Genomic DNA, 16,265 nt, shown 5'->3' with positions numbered 1-16,265 from the left:
AGGTTATTGTCATAAACTTTGCAATACGAGCTTGTTTATTTGCCACTAATTTAATTTAAAAAACTGATAATCACAGTCTTATAAATTACATTATGTTAAGTAATAAACTTGTAGAGATGTTAGAAACAAATGGGGTTCCTTTATATTCTTGAAATTTAAGACTAAACATTAATGTCAAAAATGTATCCAACAAACGCGGACAAACCCATTGCGATCGTTCCCCAAACTACTATTCTCACTACTGCCTTGCGCTTGCTAGAACCTCCTGTTTTGGCAGAAACAGCCCCAAGGGCAATTAGTGATAGAATGGTAAAGCCGTATAGGAAATACTCCATGTTATAAACCGGCGCGAAGATTGTCACCAATAAGGGCAAAAGTCCACCCACCATAAAAGCCGCACCCGAGGCAAAGGCCGCCTGTATCGGATTAGCCTGGCTCAACTCGTTAATCCCCAACTCATCACGCACGTGTGTTGCCAATGCGTTTGTTTCTGTTAATTCTTTTGCAACCTGTAAGGCAGTTTCTTTCTTTAACCCCCTTCTCTCATAGATCTCCGCAAGTATCCTCAGTTCAGCCTCTGGCATTGCCTCCAGTTCCTGCCTTTCCCTTTCAATGTCGGCTTTTTCAATATCAGTCTGGGAACCTACCGAAACATATTCACCTGCTGCCATGGATAATGCACCGGCCACCAGTCCGGCAACCGTTGCCAAGAGAATCGGGTCTCTGGACGTGCTTGCAGCCGCTATGCCAATGGCAAGACTTGAAACCGATATAATCCCATCATTTGCCCCTAAAACGGCGGCCCTCAACCAATTGCTTCGGTGTATGTAATGGCTGTCTAAATAGTTATCTATAGTTATCATTTTCTTACTGCTAGTATGTTTTCAAAATTTTCTGCCAGCCACTGAATGACATTACCCGCATTAGGGCTACCCTCTCTTACGCCTCTTGACAGGATTGAAGCTATAGAATAGGTAAAATCTAATACTTAAGAAGATTTATGTGCCTAGAAATTTAGGGATTAACCTTGGTTTTTTCCTAATTTGAAGAAAGCACCCAAAAACATTCTCTTGGCACTTTTTTATAGTCAAGTACCTTTTTGACATTTTTTCCACATGTTTTCTCGAACCCCTTAAAATGATTTCTTCGAAGCAGGCCAGGAACCAAGTGAGGCATGGTATTTGTCTTAAGAATAGAAGACTGCTACATTTAACATCTTCCACGTAACTTAAAAGCCATGAACTTACTTATTGTTTTATTGAGCATCTTTTCCCTTTCGGGCAATCAAGCCTGGTTAAATGACATAGAGCAGGCAAAAAAAATCTCCCATGATAGCCATAAGTACATCTTGGTCAACTTTTCCGGCTCTGACTGGTGCGGACCTTGCATTAAGTTAGAGAAGCAGATTTTTGAGGATCCGCAGTTCCAGAAATTTGCTGAGGAGAACCTGGTTCTGCTAAACGCCGACTTTCCCAGGTTGAAGAAGAACCAGCTGGACAAGGCACAGATGAGCTTAAATGAAAAATTGGCTGAACAGTATAACAAAAGCGGTATTTTTCCTTTAACATTACTGTTAGACGAAAACGGCAAGGTGGTGAAGAAATGGGAAGGAATTCCCGCTAAAGACGCCCCGGCCTTTATAGCGCAACTAAAAGCCACAAAATAAGTGAACAAATCGGATTCCCCATCAGTACACATGCCGCAATTATTTAGGCGGGTACAGAAGCTGATGGGGAATCGGTTTGAATTGACGGTAGCCAGCGCTGGCAAACAAGAGGCAGATGCCGCCATTGACGAAGCCATTGCCGAGATCCAGCGCGTAGAAAGGCTGCTCACCACCTATTCTGATACCAGCGATACCCACCACATAAACGCCATGGCGGGTATTGCGCCCGTCGTTCCCTCTCCAGAGGTATATGAGCTCGTCCAGCGGTCCATCCGTATATCCGAATTAACCCAGGGTGCTTTCGATATCACCTATGGCGGGGTAGACACGAGCCTCTGGAACTTTGACCCAACCATGACAGCGCTGCCTTCGAAGGAAGTCGCACAATCGTCCATAAGGCTTGTTAATTATCATAACATCCTCCTCAACCCACAGGACAAAAGCGTTTTCCTGAAGCACCAAGGCATGCGTATCGGGTTTGGCGGCATCGGGAAAGGCTATGCCGCTGAACGGGCTAAACACGTTTTACAGAAATCGAAGATCCACAGCGGCATTGTGAATGCCGCAGGAGACCTTAGTGCCTGGGGGCTCCAACCCGACGGCCGACCCTGGACCATTGGCATCGCGGACCCTGACGCCAAGCACCAGCCCTTCTCGCAACTTAATATCTCCAACATGGCGGTGGCTACCTCGGGCAATTACGAGAAGTTCGCCATCATCGGCGGAAAAAAATACAGCCACACGATCAATCCAAAAACCGGATTGCCCGTTACAGGTATCAAGAGCGTCACGATCCTATGCCCTAACGCAGAATTGGCTGACGCCATGGCTACACCTGTTATGGTCATGGGGGTAAAAGTGGGCTTAGACCTCGTTAATCAGATGAAGGACATCGCCTGCCTCATAGTAGATGATGACAACCACGTACACTGCTCTAAAAATATAAGGCTTAACTAATGGATGCAAGAACCAGAATTTGCGCAAGGCTCCTATTGCTATTCACGGCAGGGAGCCTTTTCTCGTGCCAGACGGTGCATGAATACAACAAGATGTACCTGAATGACGCTGAGATGGTCTTGAACGCCCGTAAGGTGCAGAAAACAGAGTTGAATTTCCTGTTATACCGTGAGGGTGCCTCCGGGGCTAATGGCGGAAAGACAGGAGGCGGCTGCGGCTGTAACTAAGAAATTTAAAAAGATGCAGAAAATCTACTTGCACGCCTCACTGTTCTTCCTGACCATTCTCAGTTCTTTTGGCCAGACCACCGCACCGGACAGCATTGCCTTCAAAAGCCGCAAACTCAAAACCCAGGAGATCAATTTCGTCTCCAGCTACTACACCCAGGACGGTAATAATTCCGCAGTGACGGGCGGCATTGGCACTGAGAAGCTTACCGACGTAGCCACCACCTTTGACATCACCATGGCTAAAGGGGATGCCCAGAATAGGCTGCACTCCTTTAGGCTGGAAGTAGGGTTTGACCATTACTCCTCGGCTTCCTCTGATCTGATTGACCCTTCCACTATTTCATCTGCCAGCGCGGCAGACAACCGTATCTACCCTTCCCTGTCCTGGGTGATGCAGGATGACGCGAAAGGCTATTCTATGGGCGCGGGAATTTCTATTTCCACTGAGTATGACTACTTCTCCAAGGGTGTGAACGTGAACTTCGCCAAGTTGTCCAAAGACCGTAATCGCGAGGTGGGCTTATCTTTGAGTGCCTTCCTCGATTCGTGGAGCATGATCTACCCCATTGAACTAAGAACAATAGAAACTCCATCGGGCCCGGTAGCCAACCCGGATGCGGGGGGAACCAATCCACGTAATTCCTATAACGGCTCTATCTCCCTGGCCCAGGTTATCAATAAACGCTTGCAGGCTTCGGTGATGTTGGATTTGGCGTACCAGACGGGCCAATTGGCCACGCCCTACCAAAGGGTGTATTTCACAGATAATTCGGTTATTGTAGAGAAGCTGCCCGACACCCGCGTTAAAATCCCGGTGGCCATACGACTGAATTACTTTGCCACTGACCGCATCTTAGTGAAGAGCTTTTACCGTTTCTACTCAGACGATTGGGGCATCTTGGCGCATACCGCTGAGGTGGAACTACCCTACAAGCTGACACCCTTCCTATCGATTTCTCCCTTTTACCGGTTCTACACCCAGTCTGCCGCAGATTATTTCGCCCCCTATAAAGAACATACCGCCCAACAAGAGTTCTATACCAGTGACTATGATTTGTCCGGGTTCGCCAGCCACCTATTTGGCTTGAACCTTCGTTACAATTCGGCAGACGGGATTCTGGGCGTTAGTAAGCTGAACACCTTGGAACTGCGCTATGACCATTATAACCGAGACACGGGCTTAGTGGCAGACGCTATTGCGTTGGCGGTGACTATAAAATAATTTTACACGCTAGATTACTTATAAAGCTTGGCATTTATTGATGGAAAATGAAATTGGTAACTATTAGGGTCATCTTTCTGTTGGTGTTGTTTTGCAATTTATCTGGACATGCCCAATCTGGCGCGTCTATCGTTGCAAAACAAGACACGTTACCGATGGCACTTTCTTCCTCAGATTCAACCCGCGCAGATTTTCATATATCAAAGTTCTCCCCGACAGTTAAAGTTACTGGCGCTGTTTTGGCTGGTGCTTCCCTTTGGATTGCCACATATGCCTGGATAGACGAACCGCTTCAGAAACACATGCAGAGCCATAGGGCTCAAACACTAGATGCCGTTGCGCGGGTGGTAGAGCCGATGGGTAGGCAGAGACTACTTTTGCCAATTACAGGGACTGCGGCATTGGTTGGGTTTGCCTTGGGCAACCCTAACCTAAGAAAAGTGGGTTCGGTGTCTTTTACCAGTTTACTTATCACGGGAGGACTTACGGGTCTCATTAAAAACCAGGTGCACCGTTACCGGCCCAGCGAAACCGATGAGAACCATTTTTATGACTGGGGCATGGCGGTCTCAGAGAATACTTCTTTTCCCTCATCACATACCACGGTCGCCTTTGCAGTGGCCACGTCCGTAGCCTCCGTGTATGGTAAGGAACACCCGCTGATTCCCCCCCTGGCCTATGGCACGGCCACGCTCGTGGGGCTATCACGCATCAATGATAATGCCCATTGGGCCACGGATATAATGGCGGGTGCCGCCTTAGGCTATGTTTCTGCTAAAGGCTCTTTGCTTCTGTATAATCTGGCTGAAAGAAAATTAAAGAAGGGAAAAGGTAAACTAACTGCGGTGCCTAATCTTGGATCTAACTCAGCCTCTTTTTACTTCTCATTGACTTTTTGACAAGAATCCTAATTTGTGCCCATTGACTCTTATTTTTATTCACCAGTCATCACTAAATGGCTGGGCACCCCATCTTTGTAATTCGCCTAGGGACCAACTATGGCTTCATTGAATATTGCCCCTTTTTAATACTATATAAGGTCCCCCCCCCTTGCTCAAAATATGTAACTTGAGTCACAGACTTCTCCCTAGTCTTATAATAGCTTTGTAGGACTCTTTACAGTAAACCACAAAGCCATGAACCAAGAGAGATCATTACTGTATTCCTTGGCCAAGTCCAAATGTCCCAGATGCCGGGAGGGCGACATGTTTCCTAAGGCCAATTTGTATTCAACCAAATTTGCAGCCATGCGAGAATACTGCACCTGCTGCGGCCAATCGTTTGAGCCGGAGCCGGGATTCTATTACGGAGCTATGTATGTAAGCTTCGCACTGAATGTAGGACTGTTTCTTGTCACGCTGTTTCTTCTTTCCCTATTTGTGGAGGAAGTGACCATAGGGATGCTAATAGGTTTGATCCTGGTTACATCATTGGGCATGCTACCTGTTTTCTTCAGATTGGCGCGGCTCCTTTGGATTAACATATTTGTTAAGTATGAAGGTCCTTCCACCCAAATTCCTCAAAAGTCCCACATCTAGTAAAACGGAAGGTTAATGATATTTAAAACTGGCGTTTAGCTAGATACTATTGTTACCCTTATCTATTAATCTAAAAACCTTGCCATAGGGATATTTGCTTGTGTAACCAAAGTCACTGAACGCCTTATACCTATGCTCTACCTTTGTGTCATCTTCTAACCTAAAAGACGAAGCACCATGAAAATACAGCAGTTTGAAGACAAAGGATTGGCGCATTACTCATACGCCATCTTAAGCGAATGCCAGAAAGAGATTGTCCTGGTAGACCCTGCCAGAAATCCCCAGCAATACTATGACTACGCCACCCAGCACGGAGCCAGGATTGTAGGCGTGGTAGAAACCCATCCCCACGCCGACTTCGTGAGCTCGCACCTGGAGATTCATGAGAAGACCGGCGCCACTATCTACGCGCACAGCCTGGTAGGCGCAGACTATCCGCACCAAGCCTTTGACGAGGGCGCGGTGCTGGAAATCGGCAAGGTAAAACTGAAGTCGCTGCACACGCCTGGTCACTCCCCTGACAGCATCAGTGTGGTGCTGGAGCATGAAGGCAAGGACAAAGCCGTCTTCACCGGTGATACCCTGTTCATTGGCGACGTGGGCCGCCCGGACCTTCGGGAGAACGCCGGCAACCTCACCGCCAAGCGCGAGGAACTGGCCCGGCAGATGTACCACAGCACCCGCCAGAAACTGATGAAATTGGCCGATGAAGTGGTGGTGTACCCTGCGCACGGCGCCGGCACGCTTTGCGGTAAAGCCCTCAGCGAAGCCAACAGCAGTACCATCGGCGATGAGAAGTTCAGTAACCCGGCCCTGAAGAAAATGACCGAGGACCAGTTTGTGACCTACCTCACCGCTGACCAGCCGTTCATTCCCAAATACTTTGGGTATAATGTGGGCCTGAACAAGCAGGGCGCACCCAACTACCAGCAGAGCGTACAGGCCGTGAAGCGTCTGGAGAAGAATTTCAGTCCAGAGGAAGGTGCCTTGATCATAGATGCGCGTCCGCAAGAGGACTTCAAGGAAGGACATCTGGCGGGAGCCTTTAACATCCAGAACGGCGGCAAGTTTGAGACCTGGCTGGGAAGTATCGTGGACCCCAAGGAAACCTTTTACCTGGTAGCCCAGGATGACAAGACCTTGGACGAGCTGATTGACAAAGCCTCCAGGATTGGCTATGAAAGCAAAATAAGAGGAGCGTTTGCATTGGAGGGGAATGCTTCGGTTACCTCACCCAAGATAGATCTCACTGCCTTCAAAGAAAACCCGGAAAAGTACACTGTCGTGGACATTAGGAACGCCTCTGAGGTAAAGGAAAAGAAGTATTTTGCCCATGCCCTCAATATTCCGTTGCCGGAGCTACGGGACCGTGCCCAGGAAATCCCCACCGGCAAACCCGTAGTCATTCACTGCGCCGGCGGCTACCGGTCAGCGGCCGGAAGTAGCATTGTGGAAGCAGGACTTCCACAGGCCGAGGTTCTGGATTTGAGTGAGGCCATCAGCCAGTTCAATCCGCTGTAACCGCTGCATTACGTTCCGTTAAATAAGCCGGTGCTCTTTGTAGGGTACCGGCTTTTTAATGGGAAAGGATTTGGAACTTCAATCAGAAGAACCGCGAACGTTACAACTGGTCTATTACTGCCCGTAACTTCTGGCTTACCTCGTTGGCGATGGTTTCCAGGTTGGCGTTCCCAATGGCAGACATGGTTTCCATGGGGTTGATGGCCGTGACTTCTACCTGTCCGCCTTCATGCTCCTGCACCAGCACGTTGCAGGGCAACAGCACGCCAATCTTGTCTTCCTGTTGAATGGCCTGGTGCGCCAGCGTTGGGTTGCAGGCTCCCAAAATGCGATATTCCCTGAAGTCCATCCCAAGTTTTTCCTTGAATTTCCCTTTCAGGTCAATCTCTGAGATGACCCCAAACCCTTCTTTGGCTAGGGCTGCTTTCGTTTTGTCCAGTGCCTCGTTAAAGCTGCCGGTAATCGTCTTGGAGATATGATATTCCATGGTGTCTAGTGCTTGATTATCCTGTTACCTACGCATGCGCGCACAGGTGGTTTAAGCGGCGGGTCCTGCCCATTCTAAATGTTTATGGCTTGTGTAACCTAAGTCACTGTCTGCGCTGCCCCGGTAGCCGTCCTTTGTGAAAAACAGACCGTACCGCCTTGCGCTGCTACTTTGGTTATTATCGATTGTTACTTACCCCTAGTATATGAACCCTTTCACCCGATTTCTTCTCCCCATGCTTTTTTTACATATCATCCTGCTGCCAGCGCGGGTAATTGCCCAGGAGCACGGCCATGAGGCTAATTTGCCGGATACCTCTAGCGTAAAAAACGTGCAGGAGCTTTTCACCAAGGGAGAGTTGCACGGCCACGTCCGGAATTACTTCATGGCCACGCTCAACCACCGCTCCCTCTCAGACCATTACGCCAATGCCCTGGGCGCGGAGATCGGGGTGCGCACGGCATCGTTCCACGGGTTTAGGCTAGGCATCTCCGGCATCTTCACCTACAATCTCTTCTCTAGCCATTTGGATCAGAAAGACCCCATAGCGGGAAAGTATCCCAGCAATGAGGTGGAGCTTTTTGACATAGAGAACCCGCACAACAAAGACAACCTGGACCGCCTGGAATCCGCCTATCTGGAGTACCGCACAGAGAAACTGCACGTCCGAATAGGACGGTTTGACTTTACCTCTCCGCTCATCAATCCCCAGGACACCCGCATGAAGCCGTACTCGGTGCAAGGGGTCATGGCGCAGGTGCCGGTAGGCCAGCACACCAAACTCACGGCTGCCTGGCTGGACCATTTCTCGCCGCGCGGGGTCATTGAGTGGGGCAACACCCGCCACACCATCGGGTTGTACAGCAACGGCGTGAACCTAGACGGAAGCCCCTCCGAGTACCGCCACCACATTGAGTCCAGGGGTGTTGCCGTGGCCGGGCTGCAGGGCCAGGGAATTCAGAATAGCCATTGGCAAGCCTGGAATTATTGGATTGAGAACATTGCCAATACCAGCTATGGCCGGGTAGTGGTGCCTATTTCTGAGCGCATGAACGTTGGGTTGGAGGGATTGTACCAGTTCCAGTTGGGCAACGGCGGCCATCCTGCCCATGACAGCACCTACTTCCCCGACCAGCAGGAATGGGTGGCGGGCGGCATGGTGGGCTACTCTACTCCTCAATGGGCGCTGTCTGCCAATTACCTGCATACGGGCGGCAACGGACGGTTCACTTTCCCCAGGGAGTGGGGCCGGGAGCAGTTTTTTGCCACTTTGTCCAGAGGGCGCCTAGAGGGCACCGGCCAGTCAGATATCCTGGTTGTGAAATCCACGCGTAACTGGGCTCCCGGCCTGAGCTCCGAGCTGGCCTTGGCCAAGGCCTGGCTACCCGGCTATGGGAATGCCGCGCTCAACAAGTATGGCGCCGTCTCTTATTGGGGTACTCTACTAGATGTTACCTATACCCCTTTGCTGCCTGCCTTAAAAGGGGTAGTCTTGCGATTGCTATACATAGGCAAACTCTCCCCCAATACCAGTCTGCCCTTAGAGAGAATGTATTACAACACCAACTTCCACCAAATCAACTTTGTTTCCCAGCTAAACTTCTAAAGATACAGCCTTCTACATCGCCTAACCTGCCGTGTGACAAAAGTCACTTATTCCACAGGTGGAAGACGCTACATTTGCCGCTGCGCCACGCTGTTGTTCTCAGCATAACGCAGCGGCCTTCTGTTTTCAGCTTGATTTGGTAAAAACAGGCCAGAAACGGATAACTGGCCTTCAATCTTAAGAAGAGTTACTTTTGAATACTCAGCATCAGCTAATCGCAGAGAAACCAACAGAGCAACAGCCTAAGAATGTAGTTAATGGCACCTTCGGCTCTTTGCAAAAATTACTGAATACCCTTTTTGTTACCTGTACCATGGAAGACTTTTGGAACGAACGGTACGCCCAAGCCGGCTACGCTTACGGAACCAATCCAAATCATTACTTCAAAGAGAAACTGGATGCCATCGCGCCTGAGGGCAACTTGTTGCTCCCCGCCGAGGGAGAGGGCCGCAACGCCGTATACGCCAGCACCAGAGGCTGGGAGGTGACTGCTTTTGACTACAGCCTGGTGGGGCAGCGCAAAGCCCTGGAGTTGGCCCGTGAGCACGGGGTAAGTATTTCGTATCAAGTAGAGAGCGCCCAGAACATTGCATTGGCCCCAGAGCAGTTTGACTGCTTGGCCTTGATCTACGCTCATTTTGAAAAGGAAACCAGGGCAATGGTGCATTCCAGGTTACTAGAAGCACTTAAACCCGGTGGTACCGTTATTTTTGAGGCATACGCCAGGGACCAGATTCATTACCAGCAGAAGTATAGTTCCGGAGGGCCTAAACAGACAAAATTGCTCTTTTCGGTGGGGGACATCCATCAGGAATTTGCCGGTATACAAATAGATGAGTTAAAGAAAACGGAGATTATCGCACAGGAAGGCAAGTACCATCGCGGCCCTTCTTGCGTAATTCAGTTCACGGGCACCAAACTGTGACACTTTGCCTTGCCTTACCCTACAACTATGGACCAAGATAAAATAAACCACATCCAAGAGAAGTTCCCGCAGCTAGAGCCAGCCTTGTTACTGGAGATTGCCAAAGCGGGCGTCATCAAACACCTGGAGCCGGAAGACGAGGCCCTGCGCACCGGGCAGTACCTGAAATCCAATGTCTTGGTAATAAACGGACTGGTGAAAGTATACCGGGAAGACGAGGAAGGCGATGAGTTCCTGATGTATTACCTGGAGGGCGGTAATGCCTGCGCCCTTTCCATGATGTGCGCCGCGCGCAATGAGCAGAGCCAGGTCTTAGCCAAGGCCATCACCCCCGCTGAGGTGCTCATGATCCCGGCGCACGTATCAGAGCAGTGGCTGGTGAGATTCCCCAGCTGGCATAACTTTATCATTGCTTCTTACCGCGCCCGCTTTGACGAACTCCTCCAGACGCTGGACAGCATTGTGTTCAAGAGCCTGGACGAGCGCCTGGTGTTTTACCTGAAGCGCCACCAGAAAGTATTAGGCAAAGAGGTTCGCCTGTCGCACCAGCAGATAGCCGAAGAGCTCAACAGCTCGCGGGAGGTCATCTCCAGGCTCCTCAAGAAACTGGAGCAGACTGGCGCAGTAATCTTGCACCGTAATTATTTAGAAATTATAAATCTGGACCTTTTTTAGGTGTGTGACTATAGTCACTGTACTCGGCTTGCCCCTACTCTACTTTTGTAGTAATCATTAAGAAATCACTACAAAAATGGAAATACTAGGATACATAGCAGCCCTTATCATTGGCCTCTCACTTGGATTAATTGGCGGGGGAGGCTCCATCTTAACCGTACCGGCCCTGGTGTACTTGCTGGGCCTTAATCCGGTCATCTCCACCGCCTATTCGCTCTTCATCGTGGGCCTCACCAGTCTGGTGGGCAGTTACCGCTTTTACAAACAAGGCTTGGTGAGTTTAAAGACAGCCTTGGTATTCGGCCTGCCTTCCATTGTGGCCGTGTACGCCACCAGGCGCTACATCGTGCCCGCCATTCCAGACAGCATCTTCACCGTGGGCGGGTTTGAAGTTACCAAAGGCATTCTGTTAATGCTTCTGTTTGCTGGCTTGATGGTTTTTGCTTCTATCAGCATGATTCGGCAGAACCGCAAGGTGAACGGAGACGTGACCGTGGATGAAAACGTGGACCACGACATCCTGGAAGAGAATGGCACATCTGAAATCCTTTCCCAACCAAAATTCAACTATGCCGGCATCCTGGCCGAGGGTGCTGTTGTGGGCACCCTGACCGGTTTGGTAGGCGCGGGCGGCGGTTTCCTGATCATCCCGGCGCTGGTGCTCTTCTCCAAGCTGGACATGAAGATGGCGGTGGGTACGTCTCTGCTCATTATCGCTGCCAAGTCCCTTTTTGGGTTTATGGGCGATGTGGCCAACTATGAGATTGACTGGGCGTTTCTGGGCATTTTCTCCTCGCTTTCCATCGTGGGCATCTTCATAGGTTCTTACTTCTCCGCTAAGATCCACGCCGACAAGCTCAAGACCGCCTTCGGTTGGTTTGTGCTGGTGATGGGCGTGTACATCATAGTAAAAGAGCTCTTCTTTTAATAATTCTTCCAGGCCTGGCCTTATGTAACCTAAGTCACTGACCGGGCCTTCCTTATCCTGTATTTTTGTAGAGTAAAACCCAAAACACAAAAATAAAACACCATGTTAGTAGAACAAATATATACCGGATGTCTGGCGCAAGGTGCCTACTATGTAGAAAGCAACGGCGAGGCTGTTATCATTGACCCGCTTAGAGAAATCCAGCCCTACCTGGCCAAGGCCGAAAGCCGGGATGCTAAAATAAAATACGTGCTGGAGACGCACTTTCACGCTGACTTTGTGAGCGGACACGTGGACCTAGCCAAGGCCACCGGCGCACAAATCGTCTTCGGACCCAACGCGGTGACCACCTATGACGCCTACATCGCCAAAGACGGCGAAGAGCTGAAAGTAGGCGACGTGACCATTAAAGTTCTGCACACCCCGGGCCATACCATGGAGTCTACCACCTTTCTCTTGAAAGACGAAAACGGCAAAGACTACGCTCTTTTCTCCGGGGACACGTTGTTCATTGGAGACGTAGGCCGTCCGGACCTGGCCGCCAAGTCTGACCTTACCCAAGACCAGCTGGCCGGCCATCTGTTTGACTCGCTTAGAAACAAGATCATGCCACTTGCTGATGACGTGCTGGTGTACCCGGCGCACGGGGCCGGTTCTGCCTGCGGTAAGAACATGAGCAAGGAGACGTTTGACACCCTGGGTCACCAAAAGGAGACCAACTACGCCCTGCACGCAGACATGAGCAAAGAAGAATTTGTGAAGGAAGTGACTGATGGCCTTACCCCTCCGCCCAGCTACTTCCCGCTCAACGTGCAGATGAACAAGCAGGGCTATGACAACATAGCAGATGTCTTGGAGAAAGGCCTGCAGGCCCTGAGTCCAGAGGCGTTTGAGTTAGTCGCCAATGAGACCGGTGCGCTGGTGCTGGACACCAGAAAGCCAGAGGACTTCGCCAAGGGCTTCATCCCCAACGCCATCAACATTGGCATTGACGGCAACTTCGCGCCCTGGGTTGGCACCTTGATCCCAGACATTAAACAGCAGATTTTGCTGGTAACAGAAGAAGGTCGTGAGGAAGAGGTAGTGACCCGCCTGGCACGCGTTGGCTATGATTATACCATCGGGTATTTGCAAGGTGGTTTTAACGCCTGGCAAGAAGGCGGCAAAGAGACAGACACCATCGCGTCTATCTCACCAACAGAGTTTGAACAGCGCTATCAGCAAGACAGCACTATAAGAGTGATTGACGTGCGCAAGCCCAGTGAGTACCAGTCTGAGCACGTAGAGACCGCCAGCAATGCGCCTCTGGATTACCTGAATGATTACCTGGCAGAAATCCCGAAGGACGAGGAAGTATACCTGCACTGCGCCGGTGGCTATCGCTCCATGATTGCGGCCTCGATCTTGAAAGCGCGGGGTTATGACAACCTTGTGAACGTGCAGGAAGGCTTCAAAGGTATTTCAGGGACCAACATTCCAAGAACCGCCTTCGTGTGTCCTTCTACACTACTTAAACAAGGAGCAAATTAGAGTTATAAAGATGTTTAGAGCTATTAGTTAACTGCTCAGCGTGACAAAAGTCACTGAACCACTTCTCCAAAAACTAGACCTTTGTATAGTAATTGAGAATCAGCTGAGACGTGGCTGATGGCAAGAGACATAAAAATCCGTTTTTGGCCTTTATTACAGAAAACAGGCCAAAAACGAAAAGACAGACAAAACAAAAAGGGCTAGCTTCATTGCTGGCCCAAATCACCTTTCAAAAGACAAATAGCCATGTTTAATTTATTTAAATCAGCCCCGAAGAACTATCAAGATTTAGATGGGCAATCGTTTAAAACGGCCTATAACAAAGCCGGCAAAGCTGAACTGTTGGACGTGCGCACTTCTGGTGAGTTTGCGTCTGGTACCATTCCTGGCGCTAAAAACCTGGACGTGACGTCCTCTGAGTTTAAAGCGGCTATTGAAAAACTCGACAAGGACAAGGAGTACTTTGTTTTCTGCAGAAGCGGTAATAGAAGCGGTTCTGCTTGCCAGATGTTGGCAGAGAAAGGCCTAAAGGCTTATAACCTGCAGGGTGGCGTAGGTGCCTGGCCCAGGTAATTCAAAGAAGTTTAACCATAGTAGCGAAACAGCCTTCTAGAAAGATTTATAATTATGTTAGAAACACTTAGTCAGCCTTGGCCTTGGTACGTGTCTGGGGCGGTGATTGCCCTGATCATGGTCATCATGCTCTTCTTCGGGAAGTCATTCGGTTTCTCTGCGAACCTCCGGATTATCTGCTCTGCCTGCGGAGCCGGAAAACACGTGCCGTTCTTTGACTTCAACTGGAAAAACCAGCTTTGGAACATTCTTTTCTTGGTGGGCGCCGTCCTGGGCGGTTGGATTTCTTCTACCTTCCTCTCCACAGGCGAGGCGGTGCAGATCTCGCAGGCCACTATTCAGGACCTACAGCAACTAGGCTTCTCTGCCCCGCAGGGCATGCAACCCGAGGAGCTGTTCGGGATGGAATCACTCCTAAGCTTTAAGACCATTGCACTCTTGTTGGGCGGCGGATTATTGATTGGGTTTGGGTCACGGTACGCGGGTGGCTGTACCTCTGGGCACGCCATCAGTGGCTTGTCTGACCTGCAGTGGCCATCATTGGTGGCCGTGATTGGCTTCTTCATTGGGGGCCTTATCATGACGTTCCTGCTGTACCCACTTATTTTCTAAAGATTTTTCACCAAAGACATAAAGAAATAGCCCTATGAAAGGACTAAAATTTATATTGACGGGGATTCTCTTCGGGATTGTGATGAGCAAGTCCGAGGCTATCTCCTGGTACCGTATCCAAGAAATGTTCCGGTTCCAATCATTCCACATGTACGGCATCATCGGGACGGCCGTGGTACTGGGCGTGATAGCCGTGTACTTCATCAAGAAATACAAGATGCGCGACTACCAGGGCAATCTTATCACCTTTACGCCCAAGGAGAAGTCTGTTCCCAGATACCTGTTTGGGGGCATTATCTTCGGATTGGGCTGGGCGCTGGTAGGTGCCTGCCCGGGACCTTTATTCGTGAACCTTGGCTACGCTTACTGGCCTATCCTGATTGCCATTTTTGGCGGGTTGGTAGGTACCTATCTGTACGGTGTACTTAGAGACCGACTTCCTCACTAATCACTTTTCCGTTTTTGGCCTGTTTTCATGAAAACAGGCCAAAAACGGTTTACTTTAACATCCAGTCTGACCCATTTAAAACCATGAATGCCCTACCAGAAACAAAGCTTGGCTTACAAGAAAACGCGCTACAGTTCTGGCTGTTGGTGCTGGTGAACGGATTTGTGGGGGGGATGGTGGGCTTGGAAAGATCCGTAATCCCTGAGTTTGCCGAGACGGTATTCAATCTGAGCGGGCATACGGCCTTGCTGTCGTTTATTGTGGCCTTCGGGTTGGCCAAGTCGTTTGCCAACCTCATGATGGGAAGGCTGGCCAAGCGGTACAGCCGTAAAGCCTTATTGACCTTCGGTTGGTTTTTTGCCTTGCCCGTGCCGTGGTTGTTGCTCTACGCCGAGAGTTGGAGCTGGGTCATCTTTGCTAACGTGCTGTTGGGCTTAAACCAAGGCTTGGCCTGGTCCTCTACCGTGGTCATGAAGATTGACTTAGTGGGTGAAAAGAATAGAGGGCTGGCCATGGGCATCAACGAGTTCGCCGGGTATCTGGCCGTAGGGCTGGTGGCGTTTCTGGCGGGCTATATTGCGGCTGAATCGGGGAACGTGACCTACGCCTTTATTCCGGGCATCGGGTTTTCCATTATAGGCTTGTTGCTCACTATTTTCCTGGTAAAAGACACGCAATCCCATGCCAGTACTGAAGCCAAGCAGACTACTATTCCGCTCTTATCTAACATCTGGAAAGACACTACCTGGCGCAATGGCAACCTGGGCTCGGTGACCTTGAACGGTTTTGTCAATAACCTTAACGACGGCATTCTCTGGGGACTGTTACCGGTGTTACTGGCCACCAAAGGCTATTCCCTGGCGCAGACCGGACTGCTGGCCGGTATCTACCCTGTGGTTTGGGGATTGGGCCAACTAGTGACGGGCAAGCTAGGCGATGTGTACTGTAAAAAGCAGTTACTCACCCTGGGCATGGTCCTGCAAGGAATAGCCATCGGTCTGCTGCTCTTCGCTGGAGCAATTCCGGTACTAGTAACAGCCTTAGTTTTGCTTGGAGCCGGAACGGCGCTGGTGTACCCTAATTTCCTGTCTGTGGTGGCGGAGAATACGCATCCTTCGCAGAGACCCCAGAGCTTGGGTATCTTCCGGTTCTGGCGCGACTTCGGGTACGTGGCGGGGGCTGTGGCGGCGGGCGTGTTCAGTGATTTGTTCGGCTTGGATGCGGTTTTGCTGGGTACGGCTTTGTTGACCGTTGGGGCCGGCATCCTGTCCGAGGTGCGCATGTGCTGCACCAGGAAAGTGCTTTGGCCCAGCCAAAGGTGCATCTCCGCCCAATAAAACAACGAAA

At 50.2% G+C, this 16,265-nt stretch carries 18 protein-coding genes; 16 read left to right on the top strand and 2 right to left on the bottom strand.

Going from position 1 to position 16,265, the window contains the following annotated elements:
* Positions 1–161: 161 nt before the first annotated feature.
* Entirely contained in the window at positions 162–863 is a 702-nt protein-coding gene (locus H7U12_RS01540; RefSeq protein ID WP_186631790.1) for a VIT1/CCC1 transporter family protein, read from the bottom strand.
* A 374-nt stretch (positions 864–1,237) separates the two neighbouring features.
* Between H7U12_RS01540 and H7U12_RS01535 the strand changes: the two genes are divergently transcribed.
* The 7 genes from H7U12_RS01535 (at position 1,238) to H7U12_RS01505 (ending at position 7,134) form a co-directional block, all read left to right on the top strand.
* Entirely contained in the window at positions 1,238–1,666 is a 429-nt protein-coding gene (locus tag H7U12_RS01535; protein ID WP_186631787.1) for a thioredoxin family protein, read from the top strand.
* Between the two features lie 30 nt (positions 1,667–1,696).
* Positions 1,697–2,623 (top strand): FAD:protein FMN transferase, encoded by a 927-nt coding sequence (locus tag H7U12_RS01530; RefSeq protein ID WP_186631784.1) that lies wholly within the window; start codon positions 1,697–1,699, stop codon positions 2,621–2,623.
* The gene (locus tag H7U12_RS01525; protein WP_186631781.1) at positions 2,623–2,850 is read left to right on the top strand and encodes a DUF4266 domain-containing protein; all 228 of its coding nucleotides are present in this window, start codon (positions 2,623–2,625) and stop codon (positions 2,848–2,850) included. The genes H7U12_RS01530 and H7U12_RS01525 overlap by 1 nt, the downstream gene beginning before the upstream one ends.
* 13 nt (positions 2,851–2,863) lie before the next feature.
* Positions 2,864–4,075, top strand: coding sequence for a DUF3570 domain-containing protein (locus H7U12_RS01520; RefSeq protein ID WP_186631779.1), 1,212 nt, complete (start codon positions 2,864–2,866; stop codon positions 4,073–4,075).
* A gap of 47 nt (positions 4,076–4,122) precedes the next feature.
* Positions 4,123–4,974 (top strand): phosphatase PAP2 family protein, encoded by an 852-nt coding sequence (locus H7U12_RS01515; protein WP_186631776.1) that lies wholly within the window; start codon positions 4,123–4,125, stop codon positions 4,972–4,974.
* 237 nt (positions 4,975–5,211) lie between these two features.
* On the top strand, positions 5,212–5,613 hold the full coding sequence (locus H7U12_RS01510) for a DUF983 domain-containing protein (RefSeq protein ID WP_186631773.1): 402 nt from the start codon (positions 5,212–5,214) through the stop codon (positions 5,611–5,613).
* A gap of 177 nt (positions 5,614–5,790) precedes the next feature.
* Positions 5,791–7,134 (top strand): MBL fold metallo-hydrolase, encoded by a 1,344-nt coding sequence (locus H7U12_RS01505; RefSeq protein ID WP_186631770.1) that lies wholly within the window; start codon positions 5,791–5,793, stop codon positions 7,132–7,134.
* Between the two features lie 100 nt (positions 7,135–7,234).
* Here H7U12_RS01505 and H7U12_RS01500 read toward each other — a convergent pair whose 3' ends face one another.
* On the bottom strand, positions 7,235–7,621 hold the full coding sequence (locus H7U12_RS01500) for a DUF302 domain-containing protein (RefSeq protein ID WP_186631767.1): 387 nt from the start codon (positions 7,619–7,621) through the stop codon (positions 7,235–7,237).
* Positions 7,622–7,856: 235 nt separating this feature from the next.
* Between H7U12_RS01500 and H7U12_RS01495 the strand changes: the two genes are divergently transcribed.
* From H7U12_RS01495 to H7U12_RS01455, 9 genes are all read left to right on the top strand, one after another.
* Complete coding sequence (locus H7U12_RS01495) at positions 7,857–9,227, top strand: porin (RefSeq protein WP_186631764.1); 1,371 nt, start codon at positions 7,857–7,859, stop codon at positions 9,225–9,227.
* A gap of 313 nt (positions 9,228–9,540) precedes the next feature.
* The gene (locus tag H7U12_RS01490; protein WP_186631761.1) at positions 9,541–10,152 is read left to right on the top strand and encodes a class I SAM-dependent methyltransferase; all 612 of its coding nucleotides are present in this window, start codon (positions 9,541–9,543) and stop codon (positions 10,150–10,152) included.
* 27 nt (positions 10,153–10,179) lie between these two features.
* Positions 10,180–10,827: a Crp/Fnr family transcriptional regulator gene (locus H7U12_RS01485; RefSeq protein ID WP_186631758.1), complete on the top strand. Its 648-nt coding sequence runs from the start codon at positions 10,180–10,182 to the stop codon at positions 10,825–10,827.
* 76 nt (positions 10,828–10,903) lie between these two features.
* Entirely contained in the window at positions 10,904–11,755 is an 852-nt protein-coding gene (locus tag H7U12_RS01480) for a sulfite exporter TauE/SafE family protein (RefSeq protein ID WP_186631755.1), read from the top strand.
* Between the two features lie 102 nt (positions 11,756–11,857).
* Positions 11,858–13,285 (top strand): MBL fold metallo-hydrolase, encoded by a 1,428-nt coding sequence (locus H7U12_RS01475; protein ID WP_186631752.1) that lies wholly within the window; start codon positions 11,858–11,860, stop codon positions 13,283–13,285.
* A gap of 246 nt (positions 13,286–13,531) precedes the next feature.
* Positions 13,532–13,858, top strand: a complete 327-nt coding sequence (locus tag H7U12_RS01470) for a rhodanese-like domain-containing protein (RefSeq protein ID WP_182514077.1) — start codon at positions 13,532–13,534, stop codon at positions 13,856–13,858.
* 54 nt (positions 13,859–13,912) lie between these two features.
* On the top strand, positions 13,913–14,470 hold the full coding sequence (locus H7U12_RS01465) for a YeeE/YedE family protein (RefSeq protein WP_182514078.1): 558 nt from the start codon (positions 13,913–13,915) through the stop codon (positions 14,468–14,470).
* Between the two features lie 34 nt (positions 14,471–14,504).
* Positions 14,505–14,918 carry a YeeE/YedE family protein gene (locus H7U12_RS01460; RefSeq protein WP_186631749.1) on the top strand — a complete coding sequence of 138 codons (414 nt, stop codon included), beginning with the start codon at positions 14,505–14,507 and terminating at the stop codon, positions 14,916–14,918.
* Positions 14,919–15,001: 83 nt separating this feature from the next.
* The gene (locus tag H7U12_RS01455) at positions 15,002–16,255 is read left to right on the top strand and encodes an MFS transporter (protein ID WP_186631746.1); all 1,254 of its coding nucleotides are present in this window, start codon (positions 15,002–15,004) and stop codon (positions 16,253–16,255) included.
* Positions 16,256–16,265 lie beyond the last annotated feature (10 nt).

It is taken from the genome of Rufibacter sediminis, from assembly GCF_014269285.1.
GTDB classification, from domain to species: domain Bacteria; phylum Bacteroidota; class Bacteroidia; order Cytophagales; family Hymenobacteraceae; genus Nibribacter; species Nibribacter sediminis.
Note: the sequence above shows the minus strand (reverse complement) of the source record. Positions and strands in the feature narration are given on the sequence as shown.

Excerpts from the sequence above, each read along its gene's own strand:
- H7U12_RS01480 (WP_186631755.1), top strand. The coding sequence starts at position 10,904 with ATGGAAATACTAGGATACATAGCAGCCCTTATCATTGGCCTCTCACTT.
- H7U12_RS01495 (WP_186631764.1), top strand. The coding sequence starts at position 7,857 with ATGCTTTTTTTACATATCATCCTGCTGCCAGCGCGGGTAATTGCCCAG.
- H7U12_RS01540 (WP_186631790.1), bottom strand. The coding sequence starts at position 863 with ATGATAACTATAGATAACTATTTAGACAGCCATTACATACACCGAAGC.
- H7U12_RS01475 (WP_186631752.1), top strand. The coding sequence starts at position 11,858 with ATGTTAGTAGAACAAATATATACCGGATGTCTGGCGCAAGGTGCCTAC.
- H7U12_RS01515 (WP_186631776.1), top strand. The coding sequence starts at position 4,123 with ATGAAATTGGTAACTATTAGGGTCATCTTTCTGTTGGTGTTGTTTTGC.
- H7U12_RS01485 (WP_186631758.1), top strand. The coding sequence starts at position 10,180 with ATGGACCAAGATAAAATAAACCACATCCAAGAGAAGTTCCCGCAGCTA.
- H7U12_RS01455 (WP_186631746.1), top strand. The coding sequence starts at position 15,002 with ATGAATGCCCTACCAGAAACAAAGCTTGGCTTACAAGAAAACGCGCTA.
- H7U12_RS01520 (WP_186631779.1), top strand. The coding sequence starts at position 2,864 with ATGCAGAAAATCTACTTGCACGCCTCACTGTTCTTCCTGACCATTCTC.
- H7U12_RS01465 (WP_182514078.1), top strand. The coding sequence starts at position 13,913 with ATGTTAGAAACACTTAGTCAGCCTTGGCCTTGGTACGTGTCTGGGGCG.
- H7U12_RS01460 (WP_186631749.1), top strand. The coding sequence starts at position 14,505 with ATGAAAGGACTAAAATTTATATTGACGGGGATTCTCTTCGGGATTGTG.
- H7U12_RS01525 (WP_186631781.1), top strand. The coding sequence starts at position 2,623 with ATGGATGCAAGAACCAGAATTTGCGCAAGGCTCCTATTGCTATTCACG.
- H7U12_RS01500 (WP_186631767.1), bottom strand. The coding sequence starts at position 7,621 with ATGGAATATCATATCTCCAAGACGATTACCGGCAGCTTTAACGAGGCA.
- H7U12_RS01505 (WP_186631770.1), top strand. The coding sequence starts at position 5,791 with ATGAAAATACAGCAGTTTGAAGACAAAGGATTGGCGCATTACTCATAC.
- H7U12_RS01470 (WP_182514077.1), top strand. The coding sequence starts at position 13,532 with ATGTTTAATTTATTTAAATCAGCCCCGAAGAACTATCAAGATTTAGAT.
- H7U12_RS01535 (WP_186631787.1), top strand. The coding sequence starts at position 1,238 with ATGAACTTACTTATTGTTTTATTGAGCATCTTTTCCCTTTCGGGCAAT.
- H7U12_RS01530 (WP_186631784.1), top strand. The coding sequence starts at position 1,697 with ATGCCGCAATTATTTAGGCGGGTACAGAAGCTGATGGGGAATCGGTTT.
- H7U12_RS01490 (WP_186631761.1), top strand. The coding sequence starts at position 9,541 with ATGGAAGACTTTTGGAACGAACGGTACGCCCAAGCCGGCTACGCTTAC.
- H7U12_RS01510 (WP_186631773.1), top strand. The coding sequence starts at position 5,212 with ATGAACCAAGAGAGATCATTACTGTATTCCTTGGCCAAGTCCAAATGT.